Annotated in this window: 14 protein-coding genes and 1 other RNA gene; 7 read left to right on the top strand and 8 right to left on the bottom strand. The window is 47.2% G+C overall.

Going from position 1 to position 18286, the window contains the following annotated elements; all coding sequences use genetic code 11:
• Window positions 1-27: 27 nt before the first annotated feature.
• The 3 genes from cfa to AC5FX6_RS12720 all read right to left on the bottom strand — a co-directional run bounded on the left by cfa (window position 28) and on the right by AC5FX6_RS12720 (window position 3962).
• Window positions 28-1149 carry a cyclopropane fatty acyl phospholipid synthase gene (cfa, locus tag AC5FX6_RS12730; protein ID WP_493597430.1) on the bottom strand — a complete coding sequence of 374 codons (1122 nt, stop codon included), beginning with the start codon at window positions 1147-1149 and terminating at the stop codon, window positions 28-30.
• Between the two features lie 85 nt (window positions 1150-1234).
• The gene (locus AC5FX6_RS12725) at window positions 1235-2593 is read right to left on the bottom strand and encodes a sensor histidine kinase (protein ID WP_493597429.1); all 1359 of its coding nucleotides are present in this window, start codon (window positions 2591-2593) and stop codon (window positions 1235-1237) included.
• Window positions 2583-3962, bottom strand: a complete 1380-nt coding sequence (locus AC5FX6_RS12720) for a sigma-54-dependent transcriptional regulator (protein ID WP_493597428.1) — start codon at window positions 3960-3962, stop codon at window positions 2583-2585. The genes AC5FX6_RS12725 and AC5FX6_RS12720 overlap by 11 nt, the downstream gene beginning before the upstream one ends.
• Window positions 3963-4251: 289 nt before the next feature.
• On the opposite strand from AC5FX6_RS12720, the gene AC5FX6_RS12715 reads away from it, so the two are divergent.
• From AC5FX6_RS12715 to ssrA, 5 genes are all read left to right on the top strand, one after another.
• Window positions 4252-6609: an ABC transporter permease gene (locus AC5FX6_RS12715; protein ID WP_493597427.1), complete on the top strand. Its 2358-nt coding sequence runs from the start codon at window positions 4252-4254 to the stop codon at window positions 6607-6609.
• A gap of 41 nt (window positions 6610-6650) precedes the next feature.
• Entirely contained in the window at window positions 6651-8036 is a 1386-nt protein-coding gene (locus tag AC5FX6_RS12710) for a S41 family peptidase (protein WP_493597426.1), read from the top strand.
• A 25-nt stretch (window positions 8037-8061) separates the two neighbouring features.
• Complete coding sequence (locus tag AC5FX6_RS12705; RefSeq protein WP_493597425.1) at window positions 8062-9474, top strand: hypothetical protein; 1413 nt, start codon at window positions 8062-8064, stop codon at window positions 9472-9474.
• 491 nt (window positions 9475-9965) lie between these two features.
• The gene (locus AC5FX6_RS12700) at window positions 9966-11102 is read left to right on the top strand and encodes a transglutaminase-like domain-containing protein (protein ID WP_493597424.1); all 1137 of its coding nucleotides are present in this window, start codon (window positions 9966-9968) and stop codon (window positions 11100-11102) included.
• A 141-nt stretch (window positions 11103-11243) separates the two neighbouring features.
• Window positions 11244-11613: a transfer-messenger RNA gene (gene ssrA, locus AC5FX6_RS12695) on the top strand.
• A 127-nt stretch (window positions 11614-11740) separates the two neighbouring features.
• On the opposite strand, the gene AC5FX6_RS12690 is transcribed toward ssrA, so the two are convergent.
• Complete coding sequence (locus tag AC5FX6_RS12690; RefSeq protein ID WP_493597423.1) at window positions 11741-12106, bottom strand: hypothetical protein; 366 nt, start codon at window positions 12104-12106, stop codon at window positions 11741-11743.
• A 326-nt stretch (window positions 12107-12432) separates the two neighbouring features.
• Between AC5FX6_RS12690 and AC5FX6_RS12685 the strand changes: the two genes are divergently transcribed.
• The gene (locus AC5FX6_RS12685) at window positions 12433-12861 is read left to right on the top strand and encodes a hypothetical protein (protein WP_493597422.1); all 429 of its coding nucleotides are present in this window, start codon (window positions 12433-12435) and stop codon (window positions 12859-12861) included.
• A 9-nt stretch (window positions 12862-12870) separates the two neighbouring features.
• Window positions 12871-13230: a hypothetical protein gene (locus AC5FX6_RS12680; protein ID WP_493597421.1), complete on the top strand. Its 360-nt coding sequence runs from the start codon at window positions 12871-12873 to the stop codon at window positions 13228-13230.
• A 22-nt stretch (window positions 13231-13252) separates the two neighbouring features.
• Here the strand turns inward: AC5FX6_RS12680 and AC5FX6_RS12675 are convergent, their stop codons facing one another.
• The 4 genes from AC5FX6_RS12675 to AC5FX6_RS12660 all read right to left on the bottom strand — a co-directional run bounded on the left by AC5FX6_RS12675 (window position 13253) and on the right by AC5FX6_RS12660 (window position 17914).
• On the bottom strand, window positions 13253-13912 hold the full coding sequence (locus tag AC5FX6_RS12675) for a trimeric intracellular cation channel family protein (RefSeq protein WP_493597420.1): 660 nt from the start codon (window positions 13910-13912) through the stop codon (window positions 13253-13255).
• Between the two features lie 123 nt (window positions 13913-14035).
• Entirely contained in the window at window positions 14036-14551 is a 516-nt protein-coding gene (locus tag AC5FX6_RS12670) for a GAF domain-containing protein (protein ID WP_493597419.1), read from the bottom strand.
• A 35-nt stretch (window positions 14552-14586) separates the two neighbouring features.
• Entirely contained in the window at window positions 14587-14991 is a 405-nt protein-coding gene (locus AC5FX6_RS12665) for a response regulator (RefSeq protein ID WP_493597418.1), read from the bottom strand.
• Between the two features lies 1 nt (window position 14992).
• A complete protein-coding gene (locus tag AC5FX6_RS12660) occupies window positions 14993-17914 on the bottom strand; it encodes a PAS domain-containing sensor histidine kinase (protein WP_493597417.1) in 2922 nt (973 codons plus the stop codon).
• Window positions 17915-18286 lie beyond the last annotated feature (372 nt).

Below are 18286 nucleotides of genomic sequence, written 5' to 3'. Positions count from 1 at the left end.
TTGATTTGCTATACCTGACCCCTATACCTAACGCACTGCTTCATAACCGCCAGGTATACCTTGCTTGGAAAGCACAAACTGCCACAGCTGGTTATTGCGAGACCGGAAAGACCCGGCACTGGAAAGCAGGTAGTAGTTCCACATACGCCAGAAGCGATCTCCGTATTCCCCCTGCAGCTCGGGCCAGTGCTGATTAAAGTTATGATGCCAGGCCATCAGTGTTAGGTCATAATCAGGGCCAAAGTTATGCAGGTCCTCCACCACAAAAACATGTTCCATGGCAGCCGTGAGTTGCCGCAGCGAAGGGATCAAGCAGTTTGGGAAGATGTACTTGTCAATAAATGGGTCGGGGGATGTTTTAGAGAAATTGACGCCGATGGTGTGCAGCAGGAACAGTCCGTCGTCTTTGAGACAACGTGCAGCTGTCTGCATATAGGTGCGGTGGTTGCGGTAGCCCACATGCTCCGCCATCCCGATGGACACCACATGATCGAACTGCTCACGCACATCACGGTAGTCCTGCAGCCTGATCTCGATTGGCAGCCTTTTGCAAAGCTCTCGGGCCAGCACTGCCTGCTCCCGCGAAACGGTTACGCCTACAACCTCTACACCGTACCGCTCGGCCGCATACCTGGCAAAGCTTCCCCAGCCACAGCCAATGTCGAGCACCCGCTGTCCGGGTTGCAGCCGCAGCTTACGGCAAACTAGGTCGAGTTTATGTTCCTGTGCCTGGTCCAGGGTGTCTGCCTCTTTCCAGTAGGCGCAACTGTAAACCAGTCGTTTGTCGAGCATGCGCTGGTACAGGCCATTGCCTATGTCATAGTGGCGCTGGGCGTTGCGTGCCGCCTTCCCTTTGGGTTGCAGGTTGATCACTTTGGCGAGCAGAACTTCGAGCACGGTGCGCCACCCGAATCGGGCCCTTTTGTACAAATCTGCACGAATGGCTTTGTTCACAAACTCGTCTATCTGCGCACAGTCCCACCAACCCTCCATGTAGGACTCTCCTAAGCCGAGGGAGCCCTGGCTCAGCACTCGCTTGTAGAAGCGATCATCATGAACATGCAAGTCCCAGGGATCAGGGCCATTGACCTTGACATCGGCTGTGGCCAGCATGGCAGTCACCTGCTGTTGTAAGGAGACGCTTTTCATAGGGAAGGAGTATGTAGGAGCCTGTATATACTCGTTTTTCTATGAACGAAAGCGGTGTTAATAGGTTAGTAATGAGTGGTATCTGCTAAAAGATAAGAGTGAAAACAGTTCCTGTCCCCTCTTGTGATTCCACCTGAATCGAGCCTTTGTGCAGTAGCATGATATGCTTGGCCAGGCTTAGGCCTATGCCTGAACCGTCTTTGTGTGAGGTGAAAAACGGAATAAAGATACTCTCCATGAGGGCCTCCGGTATACCAGTGCCATTGTCTCGCACCTCAATGAATACTTTGCCGTTATCCAGTTCACCGGCACTAAGCCAGATCTGTGGGGCTGGCACATCCTTTACCGCTCGGGCCGCATTCAGAATGAGGTTGATCAACACTTGCTCCAGTAAATTCACGTCGCCATTCAGCGTCAGGTCAGGTATGGATACCCGGCAGCTAAGGGTTATACCTTGTTCGTGCAGCCGTGGGCACATCAGGCCATCAATGCTGTTGAGCAGCTCCTGCACATAAACAGTAGTCAGCAGGATCTGTTGCGATTTATTGAGGTTGCGGTAGAAGTGGGCAAAGCGCAGCAGACCTTCGCTCCGCTTCTTGATGATCGAAATGCCCTCCTCTGTATCCTGCAGCAGTTCGTGGTTAGGTAGTTGCTGCCCCATTGCTTCCTGCTCTTCGCGCTCTGCCTGCAGGTGCTTGCCTAGTGAGTCGGCCAGGGAGGCGATGGGCGCCACCGAGTTCATGATCTCATGGGTCATTACACGTAGCAGCTTTTGCCAGGCTTCGGTTTCTGTTTCATCTACGGCAGAGCTCACGTTCTTGATTGCAACCAGTGTGAGATGATGGCTGTGCATGGTGAACGTGGTGACCGATAGCAAAAGCTGGGTATTGCCCTGTGGCAGTTTCTGTTTCAGCAGTTTGTTCTCGCCGGGCTGTAGTTCCAGTATTGCTTCCAATAGCTGTGGATAGCGCCTTTCAAGGTTGTCAAGGCTCTTAAGGTGCGGTATACCCAGTATCTTCTTGAAAGCATCGTTCACCCACTCTACCTGCGCCTCTTCGTCATAGGCCATGATGCCAGTGTCAATCAGCTGCAGGATGGTCTGCATGTAGTGGAACTGGGCCTCCTTCTCGATCTGCAGCTGCTTAAAGGTATGGCTGATCTGGTTGAACGCCTGGTGGAGCGGCCGTAGCGAGTGATTGGAGGGGTTTTCGTTGAACTGCTGCGTAAAATCCCGCTGCCTGACTGCCTGCAGGAACTTGGCCAGTTCATAATTGCTACGGGTCACGTAGTTGGCCAGCTCCCATACCTGTGCCAGCATCACCAGGATGCCGGAGCCAACCTGTAGCCAGGTAAACTGCACCAGGTATAGCGAGGTCAGGAGCATCATGCCAAATAGCAGGATGAACCGGACCAGGAGTGCAAACTCGAGCCGTTTAAATTTCATGCTTGTTCAGGCGGCGATACAGGGCGGTACGGGTCAAGCCCAACTCTTTGGCTGATTTGGAAATGTTGCCTTTGTTCTTCTCGATCACACGGCGGATAGTCTCTCGCTCGATCTCACTGAGCGGCAGCTGCTGATCAAACACCAGCGCACCGGCTGCAGTAGGTTGAGGAGCCTCTAGTTCCATAGCCGAGAAGCTGAAATCCTGTGGCTGCAGTACATTGCCTTCGGCCATAATGATGGCCCGCTCCACAGCATGCTGCAGTTCGCGGATGTTGCCGGGCCAGGTATGCTGCCGTAGTTTCTGGAGAGTGGCAGGGGCAAACTCAGGTATAGCCTTGTGGTTCTTGGGAGCGTAATGAGCGGCAAAGTGCTGTGCCAGTAGCTCCACGTCGGCACCGCGTTCACGCAGCGGAGGCAGCACGATCTCTACAGTGTTGATGCGGTAGATCAGGTCTTTGCGAAACTGGTTCTGGGCGGCCAACTGGTAGATGGGCGCATTGGTCGCCGTGATCAACCGGATATCGACAGGTATAGGCTGATTAGAACCCAGAGGGGTTACCTGTCGGTTTTGCAACACCGTAAGTAGTTTGGCCTGCATGGGCAGTGAGATATTCCCGATCTCATCCAAGAAAAGCGTGCCGCCGTTGGCAGCCTCAAAGCGTCCCTTTCGGTCTTCTTTGGCATCAGTAAATGCTCCTTTTTTGTAGCCGAACAATTCACTCTCGAACAGTGAATCGGTCAGGGCGCCCACATCCACACTTACAAAAGGCTTATCGGCTCTGAAGGATTTCTGGTGAAGCGCCTGTGCGACCAGTTCTTTGCCGGTGCCGTTTTCGCCCAATATCAGCACATTAGCTTCAGTAGGCGCTATCTTCTCAATCTTATACAGGACCTCCCGTATGGACACCGATTCGCCTAGAATAGGGGAAGTATTGCTGTTCGTTTTAGCTTTGGGAGACTGTCCTTTTTGCTTTAGTTGCTTCGCCTCCAGGGCATGGTGTAGCGTCTCAAGCAGTTTGTCATTGTGCCATGGCTTTACAATGAAATCGTAGGCGCCTTCTTTGAGCGAACGCACGGCCAGCTCCACATCGCCGTAAGCCGTAATGAGAATCACGGTGGCATTCGGGTCCTTTTCAAGTATCCGGTTGAGCCAGTAAATGCCTTCGTTGCCTGTGTGTAAGGCGCTCTTGAAGTTCATGTCCAGAAAGATGGCATCGAATTGCTCTTTTTCCAGCAGCTTCATCAGGTTCTCGGGATTCTTCTCCGTTACGACCTCTTTCACCTCCGTTTTGAGTAACATCTTCATGGCGAAGAGCACATCTGTCTCATCGTCGACTACCAATACCCGTCCGTTTTTAACTGCAGCCATAAGCAAAAAGCTAATTTTCAATTCGAAGGTAATGAGTATTTCGCAATTTTGCCTTAGGTAAAACCAACTTTTTAGACCGTTTGGGTTGTGTTGCGAATGCGTACAGGTGTACCTCTTGCATGTGTATCAGAAGCGGACACTATGTACAAGGGGTTATTTTGTAACTGGTTTGTAATCAATAATTTGTGATTGTGGCATTTTTATTTCTTACTCTAATAAAGATACACAATGGAAACATATGCTGCTGGGTATTTTAAAGAAAGAACTTGACGAGGTAATTGAAAAAACTATGCTGAAGAACTATCTCAAAATGGCTTACCGCAACCTGATGCGACATAAGATGTTCTCCCTGATCAATGTGTCAGGTCTGGCATTGGGTATGACATGCAGCATCCTGATCCTGCTGTGGGTGAAGGATGAGTTGAGTTTTGATCGTTTTCATACGAATGTAGACCAGCTATACAGGGTGATGAACATTCAGCACTATCCGGGGGCGGATGACCTCACCACAGAGTCGGGTCCTGGAATGTTGGGGCCTGCCATGCGGCAGGAGTTGCCGGAGGTACAGCATGCCGTGCGGGTAACCTGGAATGAGGAGCAACTGTTCGGCCATGAAGAGAAGGCAATAAAAGCAGATGGCGTTTATGCAGACTCTACCTTTTTTCAGGTATTCACTTTTCCGCTGTTGCAAGGCGGTGCTGAGCAGGTGCTGCTGCAGCCCAAAGGGGTAGTCATCAGCGACAGTCTCTCCCTGAAACTTTTCGGTAGCCGGGAGGCAGTGGGCATGGTCGTAAAGTTGAATAATGCCGAAAGCTATACCGTAACGGGTGTGATGCAATCTGTGCCGGAGAACTCCTCTCTTCAGTTTGATTATGTAATTCCATTTGCCGACTACGAAGCTAAAAATGAATGGACCAAAGGGTGGGGCAATTATGGATTACGAACTTATGTGCAATTACACCCCGGGGTTGATGTCGGGGCTTTAAATGATAAGATCAGGCATTTTCTGCAGCAAGGTGATAAGGGCAGCCGCGACACAGACTTATTTGTACAGGCGGTAAAAGACATTCACCTGTACTCCGACTTCCGGAAAGGAAGAACGGAAAGCGGGTTGATCATGTATGTCAGGCTGTTTTCGGTAGTAGCTGTTTTTCTGCTCCTGATCGCCTGCATCAATTTCATGAACCTGGCAACGGCCCGGTCTGCCAAGCGTGCCAAGGAAGTGGGCGTGCGCAAGGCCATTGGTGCCAGTAAGGGCTCACTGGTGTGGCAGTTCATGATCGAGTCCGTGCTGATTGCCTTTCTGGCGCTATTCATTGCAGCCAACCTGACAGGCATGCTGTTGCCGGCCTTTAATGACCTGACTGGTAAGGCAGTAGTTTTCGATCTGACCGACCCAGAGCTTTTGCTGCTTTTGCTAGGCGTTGCGCTTTTTACAGGCATCGTATCGGGTAGCTACCCTGCTTTCTTTCTATCTTCTTTCGACCCGGTGGTGGTGCTCAAGGGTACAGTGAAACTTAACGACCGTGTTGCCTTCTTCCGGAAAGGGCTGGTGGTATTTCAGTTCGTATTATCGGCCCTGCTGATTGTAAGTACGCTGGTGGTGTACCTGCAGCTGCACTACATCCGCACCACTGATATTGGTTTGCAGCGCGAAAACACGGTGCTCATACCGATAGAAGGCCAAATGAAAGAGCGCTATGAAGTGATAAAACAAGACTTTCAGAACATAAACGGTGTGACAGCTGTGTCGGCCTCTGATCAGATCGCACTGCGGATGGGATCGAACACGAGCGATGTGGAGTGGGAGGGGAAGGAGCCGGATGCGGCAGTGCTGATAGACTACATGCACATCGACTATGGCTTGGTGGAAACCATGAAAATGAAGCTGAAAGATGGACGTACTTTCTCTAAAGAATTCGGCGCCGACACCGCTAATTACATCATCAACGAAGAAGCTGCCAAGCTCATGCAGCTAGATAATCCGGTTGGGGAAAGACTCAAGCTTTGGGAGGTGGAAGGGCGCATTATTGGCCTGATTGAGAATTTCCAGTCCAGGAAAATGCAGGTGGGTCCTGCCCCGTTGATCATAAAGCTGGACCCGGATAACTTAAATTACCTCTATGTCAGAATTGAGCCTGGCCAAACCCCAGCTGCGCTTGCTGCCATGGAGCGCGTCTTGCAGAAGCACAACCCGGCTTTTCCTTTCGAATATCACTTTCTGGACGGCATGTTTGAACGCATGTACAAGAGCGAGACTATCATCGGAAAGCTAACCAATTACTTTGCAGGCATCGCCATTTTTATCTCCTGCCTTGGTTTGTTTGGTCTGGCGTTATTCACAGCTGAACAGCGCAAGAAAGAGATTGGTGTGCGCAAGGTGTTGGGTGCGTCCATATCGAGCATCGTGTTCATGCTCAGCAAAGACTTCCTGAAACTGGTGCTCATCGCCAATGTCATCGCGCTTCCTTTGAGTTGGTACCTGATGAACTCCTGGCTCAGCGATTACGCCCACCGCACCGAGCTAAGCTGGTGGATCTTTGCATCAGCCTTTGCTGCCACCATCATCATCGCCATGTTCACACTCAGTTTCCACGCCATCAAAACAGCCATGGCCGACCCGATCGGTTCACTCCGGACAGAATAAGTAAATCATTTAATATCAAGCCAAAAGTATAAAATAACCCTATGAAAAAGTATCTCCTATTGCTGGTGTTGCTGACAAGTTTTGTCGCGAAAGCACAGGTTCCTAACACGCTGTCTACTACTGATAAAGTATACGGGCTGTCGAAGTTCTGGCAGGAAGCAAACTATAATTTCGTATACCTGGATAAGGTGGATCGGACCAAGTGGGACAACGCTTACCGCGAAGCGATCACCAACGTGCAGCATACCCAAAATGACTATGAATACTACCGTGAGCTACAGAAGTTCTGTGCCCTGCTCAACGACGGTCACACCAACGTCTATTTCCCGAAAAGTGTGGATACCCTGCTATACAACGACATGTTTGGCAAGTACAGGATTTTCCTAAGCAACATCGATAACAAAGCCATCGTCACAAGGACCAACCTCAGCATAAAAGATGAGGTGCCGGTGGGCAGTGAGATACTTGAGGTAAACGGGCAGCCGACAGCGGAATACCTGAAGCAGCATGTGCTTCCTTACATTTCCTCGTCTACGGATTATGTGCTAATGGATTGGGCTGTTAGTAATATGCTAAAAGGCCTGAAAGGGGAAAAGTATGACATCACCTACAAAACCCCGAAAGGGAAGGTGAAGGCATTGACACTGACGCATGCCAAAACTGCCGAAAAGGAAGTATTTCCTACCATTGAGAAGCGGGAACTGCTGACCCTGAAGTGGTATCCTGATCAGACTGCCCACCTGGCTCTGAATGGCTTCCATGACCCGAAGATAAATGAGCTGTTCCTGGAGAAACTTCCGGAGTTGCGCAAAGCGAAAGCCCTGATAATAGACCTGCGCTCCAATGGTGGCGGTTCTACAGCCATAGGCCGTGAGATACTGGATTACCTGAGCCCCGATACGCTACTGTACGGTTCGAAGAATTCTACACGCCAACACCTGGCTAGCTATAAAGCATGGGGTGCATTTACAGCTCCTAAAGATACGGTTGATAATGTCTGGGCCGCTAAATCGTTGAATGCTTTCCAGGACAGGCTGATGCATGAGTTTGACTACAGTCCGGCCCAGAATAAAGTAAAACAGAGCGAAAAGGTGATTGTGCCTACAGCTATACTTATCGGGCATAATACCGCCTCTGCCGCCGAAGATTTCCTGATCTACGCCGACAACCAGAAGCACATGACCAAAATTGGCGAGAACTCCTTCGGTAGCACAGGCCAACCTTTTATGTTTGACCTGCCTGGGGGAGGAGGAGCCCGAATCTGTACGAAAAAGGACACCTACCCTGATGGCCGTGAGTTTGTGGGCTATGGCGTAAAGCCTGACATAGAAGTAAAAATGACGCTGCAGGATTACATCCAGAAGAAGGATCCGGTAATGGAGCGTGCCCTGAAGCACCTGAAGAGTCAAAAATTAGCCGCTAAGTAAAACCTAAATCTCCTAATAAAACTTAATGAAAAGCTTACCAAAGTATGCGCTGGCCCTGATGCTGGCTGCAGGTACAACCGCGTCTTATGCCCAGCAAGTAAAAGAGCTGCCAGGTATAAAATCGAATGTAGAAACCATCACTTATGTGCTGAATGATACCGAAAGGCACGCTGACTGGAAAATATCACCTGAACAGAAGCCAGACCGACTGTCCGTAGAGTGCAAGCAAAAAGAGACCAAGGTAGCCTTCGTGACAGATGTAGATTCGATTACCTTTAATGTAAAGGTTGGCGACACCATCCAGTTTTATGTGCTGCAGAAAGGAAGGGAAAAAGCGCTGACCGAGATTGTGGGTGTTCCGAAGAATGTGAACTTCACAAAGAAGTATATCCGCGAGCACCAGGGCAAGTTTAGCGTGGAGGTACCGGAAGTGCATGAACTGGCGAATATCCTGGTGGCTATCTCTAAAATAGGGCAACAGGACTCCAATATGGTAGATATGACCACACCCTACCACAAGGAGGTAATAGCGCATTTCTCACCCTACAAGAACCACCCGATCATGGAAGTGGTGAACCGGCACATTACCAAAGTATTCGATAACGAGAGCTACTGGTACTACTATGCCATGAAAATGAACGCTTGCGCCTATGTGTTTGATAAAAAAGGCAACATCACAAACGAAGGCATTATCCGAAAAATGGGTTTTAGTAACCAGGATGATCCAATACTGATTAACCGGGCTTTGATAGAAGATTTCGCCAAAAAATCGAACTTCCGGGCGTTTTACAAGCAGCACCAACCTTACTATAACGAGCTTGTAAAGGTATACCGCACCCAGAATCCGATTACCCAGCAGCAGGTGTGGCTGGAGAAAATGTTTGGGTTTAAGTATGGCAATTACCGGGTTACTTTCTCGCCTTTGGTAGGGGGGGCTCATGCCACTATGAGCTTCGAAGACAATGGCTTTAATCAGACCGTCATGTTTGTGAAGAGGGCAGACCTAAACCCGAAGTATAACGAAAAGGTAAATGAGATGCGCAACACACGTGTGGTGTTCACTGAGATAGATCACAACTTCGTGAACCCGACATCAGATAAGTATACCGGACAGATAAATGAAGCGTTTGGCGACAGAGCCAAGTGGGTAGTGGAAAGTAACGGTACCAGCGCCTACAGCTCGTCTTATAACGTGTTCAACGAGTACATGACCTGGAGTATCTATTCACTCTATTGCCTGGATAAGTTTTCTGACGAAGACAACGCCACTTTTATACCAATAATGGAGCACCAGATGGAGCAGAAGAGAGGCTTTATCCGCTTCGGAGACTTTAACCAGAAACTGATCTCGCTCTACAAGGAAAACCCACAGATAAGCATAGACGAACTATACACTACCATGCTGGACTGGAGCAAGGATCTGCAAGCGAAACTGTAGCGAGGTAAACTTCATCCATAATGGAAGACACCATTGTTTGCTTTATGCTAGCTGCTAGAGTAATTATAGCCGCATGTGTAGTTTCCGGTAAAGCAACTGAAATAGTCCCAATCACATACTGTGTCTAGGCACACGATGGGTCAGGCCAAAAAAGCCCTGCAAGCAACCAGCTTGCAGGGCTTTTTTATGCGAAATGAGATTGTTAGCTGCAGCGTCCAGACGATGGATTTGCAGCAAACAGGCTGTCTCATAAGCGCACAGATGTATCAGATGCAGGTGTATCGAAAGCGAACAGGTATAAAAAGGGATTCTGTTTAAAGTGTTGATTTTCAGTTAATTAAATTTTTTGGCACTGATCTTTCTAATACACTTACAACAGGCTGGGAGACATGGAGTTGAGAACAGACCTGCTGATTAGAGAAAGAAACAACATCAGTTAAAAGCGAAATAAAAAATCATCTATAACACATTATTAAGCGCAAAATAAAATTATGAAAAAGTTATCATCAATCCTGTTTTTGTTGTTCGTGTTGGCCATGCCTGCCTTAGCGCAGCAGAAGTACAAAGGCCTGCCAGTAATCAAAGCCAACGTCGCCAAAGCCGATTACAAGATTGGCAAGGAATGGACAAGAGGCACCTGGAGCATTATGCCGGAGCTTTCGCCTGATGTAATGCTGGTGCCAGTGCACAACAAGAAAACGTATGTGATGTTCCGCACCGATCTGGACTCTATTTCTTTCCAGGTGAAGCCGGGCAAATCGTACCAGTTCTATGTGCAGCTTAGCGAAAAAGACTACGCTCTGACAGAGTTCAAAGGCTACGGCCACGAAGCCCTGCAATTCAACAAGGCGCAGGAAGTGTCTGGCTATACCTTTCTGTACGAACAAAATCAGGGCAATGCCTTCCTGCAGACTCTCCGCGAGCAGTACCAGCTGGATGCGATTGTCGCTGGTGCCACCAACGACACTGAAAAAGCGCTGCGTATTGTGAACTGGGTACACCGCCAGTGGCAACACGATGGCATGAACGAGCCAAGCAGCCCGGATGCCCTAACTATTCTGTCTGAGGTCAAAGAAGGCAAGAATTTTCGCTGTGTGGAGTACGGTATCGTGACAACTGCTGCCCTAAACGCAATTGGACTGCCAGCCCGCACCATGGGTTTGAAAATGAAGGAGGTAGAAACCATTGAATATGGAGCTGGCCACGTGGTGCTGGAGGTATTCTTGCCAGACCTGAACAAATGGGTGATGCTTGACGGCCAGTTTGATGTAATGCCGGTGCTCAACAATGTGCCACTCAACGCAGTAGAGTTTCAGCAGGCCATTGCCAATAACTACGAAGCGCTGGAGATCAGAAGTCTGTCAGGTACTTCAAAGAGCAAATACGTGAGTTGGGTATACCCTTACCTGTACTACTTTGATGTGAAGTTCGACAACCGCGAAGGTATAGCCCTGAAACGTGAAACCATCGACAGCAAATCTTCACTGATGCTGGTACCTGCCGGCGCTAACCTCCCAAAGGTGTTCCAGGTAAAGTACCCTATGAATTACCTCAAGTACACACACTCCCTGATAGACCTGTACGAAGCGCCTAAAATGACAAAGCAGGGAGTGCTGACAGTGAAGTAAGAAGCCTGACACAATGAAACCCAGCGATAGCTAATTGTGTTGTATAGATAGAAAACAGATAGAAGTATGCCACAAATTACTTACCTTTGTGGCATACTTCTTGAAGTATAATGCGTAGGAATACGACGTTCTTTAACTTATGGGGTAGACTGGAATTGACAGCTTGTGCAGATTGCGTGTAAGCATGTCGGGTGATGAACGTACCACCTGTTAAAAATCCGTTCGAACAATAACTGGCGAATATAACTACGCCATGGCTGCTTAATCTAGGTATTAAGCACTAGCCATAGTCTCGTGCAGGTTTCGTGAATCTGCTTGCACATCAGAGGCTTCGACTCGATTGACTAGTCTGTGTAAGGGTGCGGTGCACAGGCGAAATAAAGCATCTAAGGAGTGCGCATAAGTTTGACTTATACTTGCAAGCTCCCGACAATCCGAATAAGTCTAAGCATGTAGAAAGCCCGTTGATTTCCTTGTCTGGACCAGGGTTCGAATCCCTGCTACTCCACAACCCTAAGCAGAAAGCCCCGCTGGTAATGAACCAGCGGGGCTTTTTTGTTTGATTCGCATAGTCCAAACTGATAAGGATTGACGTTGCTGTTACTTTTGGTTGCAGGGTAAACAAGCGTATGATAACCCTAGTTAAAATCTGACTTCTCTGTGGCTTTAGCAGCCTTCTTGGCTTGTTTGTCCGCATCAGTGCGGTTTCGCTGTGCTTTTGCCTCCATCCGGGCAGCACGTTTAGCCTGCTTCGCTGCATAAGCAGCTTCCTTGTCAATTCGCTTAGCCTCTTTTGCGTTTGCCTTGGCAACACGTGCATCCGCCTTCGTGTCTTTTCTCAGATCGGAGGCGTCATCAAGGCGCTGCTTGTCGGCTTTCACTTTTGCTTCCTGCTGTTCTGTTTTGCGCTCTTGCTCAGCCTGTGTTGTCTGAGCGTAGGTATGGGAAGAGGCTAGCAGCAGCGTTCCGGTTAGTAATGTGATAAAGAGGGTATTGTTTTTCATGTTGGCAGGAAAAGGTTTATTCTATTATCCTACTCTGTTATACGTATATATAATTGTTTAAACTATAAATTGTTGATAATAAGGGTTTTATATTTGATTGTTGCTCTCCTGCTTGTTTCAAACCACATATTTGACTGGTGTTATATATCTATAAGTAACATATAGGTATAGCCTCCTGAACCAATTGTAATAAACCTGTTGATTTCTAAACTATTAAAGGTATAGCACTTGTTATAAAGTCTTAACACCCACCCGGCCCGATGGCCTAAACTGATCAGCCAATTGGCTGTACCACTTTTATACGTCCCGCTGCTTAAGCTTTAACCATGAAGAATGACTACGTTTATTACAGCGATTACTCTGCCTATCTTACTCAACAGTTAGGAAGAAAGCCTAGTATGTCTGAATTGATCAGTTTTGAAAGCAACCAGAACTTAATGCTGATAAACAAGCGATCATCAAAGAACGATGTATTTTATATCAGTTTCATGAACGGTACAGAAAAGCAGTTAATAACGGACGGGATAGTAAAGGGCGGCATGATTCAAATGCACAGTCAGGAAGCAGGGCATCGGTTCTACTCTGTTATGTTTGAGCAACAGGATCTGGTGGAAGAGCATTATCTTATATTGGACGCCTCCATTGAGTCAGTGGAGTTGGGGCAGTCAATAACCACTTTGGTTCAGTGCGTGCGGCTAATTACTATCGAGGATCTGGTGCAGCAGTACAACCCGATCACCTACAACCTTAATTAACTGACTAAAATGACAAAAGACCAATTCTACTTTTGCCTGGGCAGGATTCTAGAACTCAGAGAGAAAATCAATGAGACTTACAATGTTCGCAAAAATGCACAGTTAACAGAGTCTGCCTTGGCAGAAGAGCCACAAGTGGATTTTGATTCGCTGCGGCGTTTTGTCGAGAACAAAGCAAATGCCGATAAGAATACAGCGGAAGCTCAAGCTCTCATCAAAGAGTTGGCGGCCCAGGAAGCTAAGATCAGAGCTTTTGTTCCGGTATCACTTTACAGTACTAAAATAGAGGCCACCCAACCTGGTTCGCCAACATTGTATGTGATTGTAGATACTGAGCGTATAAGTATCGGACAACTGAACAACAACTAACTTTTATTACTTGATAGGAGCATCAAGCTTTTTTGTCTCTGTCGTTGAGTTCGGTGTCAATAGGATTTAGAAAGGGTAGCTGAATATGATACCGCACTGCTACAACCCGGATCAGAATCACGGTGAGGGCTGCGAGTAGTTCCGTCAGCGAAATGGATAGGCCGGACTGGTAACTGATCATGTACACAATGCCGCCTACAATACAGGCCAGGGCGTAGATGTCCTTCCGGAACAGCAGCGGTACTTCATTCAGCAAAACATCCCGGATGACGCCGCCCACAGAACCTGTAATGGCGCCCATCACAATGCATACCCAGAAGGGGAGCCCTGCCTCCAGGCTTTTTCCTACACCTACTACCGTAAACAAACCCAATCCGATAGAGTCGAACAGGAACAGGGCCCTACCCCAGCGGAAAAGCTGGTTCCGGAACAGGATCGTGGCCACCAGGGCTATACCTGTCACAGTAAGGTAAGTGGCATCCTGCATCCAGAAGGGAGTAACGTTGAGCAGGAGATCCCGGGTGGTTCCGCCACCGATGGCTGTCACTAGTCCTATAACATAAGCACCAAACCAGTCGAACTGCTTAGTAGAAGCCCAACGGATGCCGCTTACGGCAAAAGCGAAAGTCCCCAGGAGGTCTAATACAGTTGTGAAGCTTAATGCCGATAGGTCATCTATCATAGTCTTACCTGCGCAAATCTGTTTGACGGAATTGCCTGTCATTGGCAGGACAGGCATAACCATTCGTGCTCCCGAAGATAAGGCAGTTTTAAATATTTAGCTAGTAAAGACTATGTATGTCCACTACTTCCTCAGGCGTCTGCCCTCTAATTCGTCCATTACCATGGCCGCTAAACCTTCCAGCATCATTGTTTCCTCCTTCGAAAATACCCGCGGCTTTTTATCAGCAACTACCAGTACACCAATATTGAATCCGTCAGGTGTTTTGAGGGGAGCAGCAGCGTAAAACTGAAGCCCGAACTCGCCGTGCACAAAGGGGTTAGATTTTAGGCAAGGTTCCTCTTTTGCATTTTCGAATATGGTCACTTCGTCCTGCAAAATTGCCTGCGAGCAGATTGATATCGATCGGTCGACTTCCTGTATGCCATCTACACCGATGCCTGATTCTGTCAGAATAACCTTTTTGGCTACAAAATTAACTATCGCTATGGGTACCTCAAATATGTTGGCTGTTAAGGTAACCACATGTTGAAAAGTACCAGATCTGCTGTAATTTTTTGCTACGTCATACCTTTGGAGTCTGGCTAAGCGCTCCCTTTCATGATCCACGCCTTGCCGCGTCGCAACTACTGTTTCCATGGTCAATGTTCGTTTATTCTTGTTGCTGATCGTGACTATTTTTGAGAGAGGCCTGAAGTGGAGTAGTTGAAGAACATAAGCTGAATGTCTTCGCTACTGATTGGTTTGTGAATCATATCGAGCACATGCGGATATTCCTTCATCTTAACCCTATCCGACTTATTTACAGAAGAGGTCAGGATATAGACATCACATTTCTTTTTGAACTTCTGTTCTAATAAAGTAAACTCCTCTAAAAATCCCCATCCGTCCAATAGGGGCATGTTCAGGTCAAGTAAAATCACATCTGGCAGGTTTTCTTTGCTGCTGATACGCACCGCTTCCAGCGCATCTGCGGCAGTTTGAAAGATGCTGATGTCCTGTGTTATGCCTTCGAGTTCCAACATATTCTCCGTGACAAAGATGCTCAGTACATCATCGTCGATGACAAATACTTTCATATCAGGCTTTAGGTAAATAAATGATGAATCTTGTGCCTACTCCAACTTCACTTCTGACTTCAATATGGCCACTCATTACTTCCAGATGAGTCTTAATCAAATAAAGCCCAATGCCCCGTCCTTTTTTATCGGCGTGGAATCTTTTGTAGAGTTTGAAGATATTGTCTTTTGCTCTGTTCATGTCAAAGCCAGAGCCATTGTCAGAGAAAGAAATGATCGTACCTTTCTTATTGTCTGCAAAACACTTGATGCGTACCTCCAGTGGGCGCTCCTCTGATCTGTACTTAATGGCATTTGAGAGCAGATTGTAGAAGATGCTGTACAAGTAAGCTTTGTTGGTGTAGGTGCTTACCTCATCTCCAATGTCGATAGATAAGGTGGCCCCGCAACGCTGAAGATGCTCCAATAAGGCGGATTGTGCCTGTTGTATCTCTAATTTTATATTGACCTGTTCTCTTTCAAGGTTCCCCTTACTATCCCGTACGCTCAGTATCGTATTCAAATCCCTTAAAACAGTATCCAGACTCAACACACTTCGTTTTAAGTTTACCAGTGACTTTTCATACAGCTCAGAATCCTTATCGATTCTTTCCATAAGGTTAGTCAAGCCTAGCGCATTGGCAACTGGTGCCCGTAGGTTGTGAGATACGATATAAGTGAACTGCTGCAAGTCCGTGTTCTGGGTATAAAGGTCCTGCGTCATCTTAAGCAGGCTCGCCTCCGTCTCTTTTCTGAATGTAATGTCTTTCTGGATGGCAATGAACTGGGTGATCTTGCCGTTTTCATCAAGTATGGGAGTGATATCCATAGACACCCAGAATTTCTCTCCAGACTTTCTATAGTTGATGATATTGGTATTGAAGTGAAGGCCCTGCCTGAGGTTCATGCTCATGGTGCGCACTGTTTCCTGCTGCGTTTCCTGCCCTTGCAGCAACGCTCCTGGTTTCAATCCTACTACTTCGGGTAAGGTATACCCTGTCATTTTAGTGAAGCCTTCATTAACCCACTCCGTCAGTCCGTTGGCGTCTGTTATGACAACGCCATTGTCTGTTCTGCTTGCCACTAAGGACAGTTTTTCAAGTTCCTGTTGCGACTTCTTTCTTTCAGATATGTCTGTCAGAATGATGATGAACCTTTGGATATCGCCGCTCTCATCGTAAACTGGGTTTACCTGCAAAGAGGTCCAGATTATTTCACCGCTTTTTCTCTTATTCTGGATTTCAAGGGAAACAGGCTCTCCGCGGAGCAAGTCTTCTTTAATCGATTCGTAAGGTGTGATATCTATGTCCTGACTTAACAGTAATTCGCTGGGTCTGGCACCCGTAATTTCTTCCAGGTTATACCCGGTCAGTTTAGTGAATCCCTCATTTACCCATTCTATTCTGCGATCAGCGTCTGTAATAATTACACCATTGGTTGTATGGCTCGCAACCAACGACATTTTCTGAAGTTCTTTTTGCACCTTGATCTTATCAGAGATGTCGCTGAAGTAAATTGATAGACCTTCTTTGGAAGAGTATGCTTTCACGTTAAGCCACAAATCAAGCTCTTCAGAGTAGGCATCAAAATGCACCGTGTCACCTGTCTCCATCGCGTGCAGATAGTGTTGATGGAAAATTCCGCCAGCAGCATTAGGGTATATGTCAAAAAAGTTTCTGCCGACAAATTTTTCCTTGCTGCACCTTGTCTGGAGCTCAAACTCACTGTTTACATAGGTATAGTTCCAGTTTCTGTCGATGGTACAGAAGGCATCCGTTATACTCTCAAAAATGTTCGTCAGCTTGTTGGCATGTTCTTCTACTGCTTTGTGATAATTAGTAGCGGCTGTTATATCCTTTATGATAGTATGGACTGCCAATACCTCCCCATTTATCGTGACAGGAATTTTGGTAATATCCATTATAACTTCTTCGGCATCATCATTGGTAGCCTTTAGAATGAACTTAACCGTATTACCATCAAAAGCTTTCTGTAAGTTCTCTGAGCATAGATCTAAGGCTTTTGGAGAAAGAAATGCCCCTACGTGCTTGTTCACAATTTCCTGTTTGGGTAGGCCGAGCATTGTTTCTGCAGCACGATTCGCATCTAATATTACTCCTTCTCTGTTTTCTATCAGCACCATATCCGGGTTGTCGTCGAACATGGCCTTGAAACGCTGCTGACTTTCCAGTAATCGCTGCTCATAGATAACGCGCTCGGTTATATCACGCGAACTCGTAACGAGCGCTTTCACGGCAGGGTTATGCAGCTGATTGCTTAACGATGTTTCCAGCCAGCGCCACTCTCCATTGCTGTGTCTGAATCGAATACTCGAGATAGTGATGTGCTCCTCTGAAACAAGTACTGTGGCCAACTTCTCCAGTACCATAGGCTGATCATCTGGGTGGATGAAGGAAAGAGCGTTAAACCCTACAAGTTGGTCTGGCGCATAGCCCAATATTTTTTGAGTAGAGCCGCTGCTGTAGATAAAGTTGGCTTCTTCATCAAAAAGGGCTAGCATGTCTGTTCCGTGCTCCACCAGTGCTCTGTGCAGCTCTTCTGCTTCCCGCAATTTTCGGTTTGCCAGTATCTGCTCCGTGATATCACGGCCTACAAAGCATAATGAGTTATCCTCTTCTGACCAGGTGCCAGACCAGCGCATATACACTGACTTACCCTCCCGATGAAGTACGCGATTGTCGACCGTCAGGTCGCGTTGGCTTTCAAACACTTCTTGTATGACTTGAGCCGTACTCTGAAGTTCATCGGGGTGGAGAAAATCCGAGAAATGCTTGCCGATTATTTCAGAGCTGTCGTACCCGGAAATTGCTTTGCAAGCCTTATTAACATATTGAATGTATCCTGCACGATCTATACGCCCGTACACATCAAGAGATGTATCAATCATCTTCTCAAATACACCTAAGCCTTTTCCGAATTCCATCTAATTGTAGTGTAAGTTGCGTTATATGGAATTGTTGATAAATTTATATTTTTCCTAAATACAACTATCAATATTGTCTAAATCCACGCTCAAAAACAAGATATGAAAATATTAAATTCAATTTGTTAAGTGTTTTAATGTTTTTTTAATCTGTTAAATAAGTGCAATTAATTTGGAAGGGGGCTGAAATCAGCTTCTCAGGTATAATAATAGCTGAACTGCCTTAGAGATTTAGGCAAAGAAGATTAACAACTGGTATAGAAATGCATTTGAATTAGAGGAATTCGTGCTCCCAGCAAGGAATGATTTAACGAAAAGGAGATAAAAATGCTGCCAGGTATAGCAATTGCTGCTACCTGGGTACAGAAAAGC

The organism is Pontibacter sp. LHS2, from assembly GCF_058932845.1.
This window is presented reverse-complemented; position numbering and strand designations above follow the sequence as displayed.

What these genes read in the sequence shown, in the direction of transcription:
- AC5FX6_RS12715 (WP_493597427.1), top strand. Translation starts at nt 4,252, where the DNA reads ATGCTGAAGAACTATCTCAAAATGGCTTACCGCAACCTGATGCGACAT.
- AC5FX6_RS12665 (WP_493597418.1), bottom strand. Translation starts at nt 14,991, where the DNA reads ATGAAAGTATTTGTCATCGACGATGATGTACTGAGCATCTTTGTCACG.
- AC5FX6_RS12670 (WP_493597419.1), bottom strand. Translation starts at nt 14,551, where the DNA reads ATGGAAACAGTAGTTGCGACGCGGCAAGGCGTGGATCATGAAAGGGAG.
- AC5FX6_RS12660 (WP_493597417.1), bottom strand. Translation starts at nt 17,914, where the DNA reads ATGGAATTCGGAAAAGGCTTAGGTGTATTTGAGAAGATGATTGATACA.
- AC5FX6_RS12680 (WP_493597421.1), top strand. Translation starts at nt 12,871, where the DNA reads ATGACAAAAGACCAATTCTACTTTTGCCTGGGCAGGATTCTAGAACTC.
- AC5FX6_RS12705 (WP_493597425.1), top strand. Translation starts at nt 8,062, where the DNA reads ATGAAAAGCTTACCAAAGTATGCGCTGGCCCTGATGCTGGCTGCAGGT.
- AC5FX6_RS12690 (WP_493597423.1), bottom strand. Translation starts at nt 12,106, where the DNA reads ATGAAAAACAATACCCTCTTTATCACATTACTAACCGGAACGCTGCTG.
- cfa (WP_493597430.1), bottom strand. Translation starts at nt 1,149, where the DNA reads ATGAAAAGCGTCTCCTTACAACAGCAGGTGACTGCCATGCTGGCCACA.
- AC5FX6_RS12700 (WP_493597424.1), top strand. Translation starts at nt 9,966, where the DNA reads ATGAAAAAGTTATCATCAATCCTGTTTTTGTTGTTCGTGTTGGCCATG.
- AC5FX6_RS12725 (WP_493597429.1), bottom strand. Translation starts at nt 2,593, where the DNA reads ATGAAATTTAAACGGCTCGAGTTTGCACTCCTGGTCCGGTTCATCCTG.
- AC5FX6_RS12710 (WP_493597426.1), top strand. Translation starts at nt 6,651, where the DNA reads ATGAAAAAGTATCTCCTATTGCTGGTGTTGCTGACAAGTTTTGTCGCG.
- AC5FX6_RS12720 (WP_493597428.1), bottom strand. Translation starts at nt 3,962, where the DNA reads ATGGCTGCAGTTAAAAACGGACGGGTATTGGTAGTCGACGATGAGACA.
- AC5FX6_RS12685 (WP_493597422.1), top strand. Translation starts at nt 12,433, where the DNA reads ATGAAGAATGACTACGTTTATTACAGCGATTACTCTGCCTATCTTACT.
- AC5FX6_RS12675 (WP_493597420.1), bottom strand. Translation starts at nt 13,912, where the DNA reads ATGATAGATGACCTATCGGCATTAAGCTTCACAACTGTATTAGACCTC.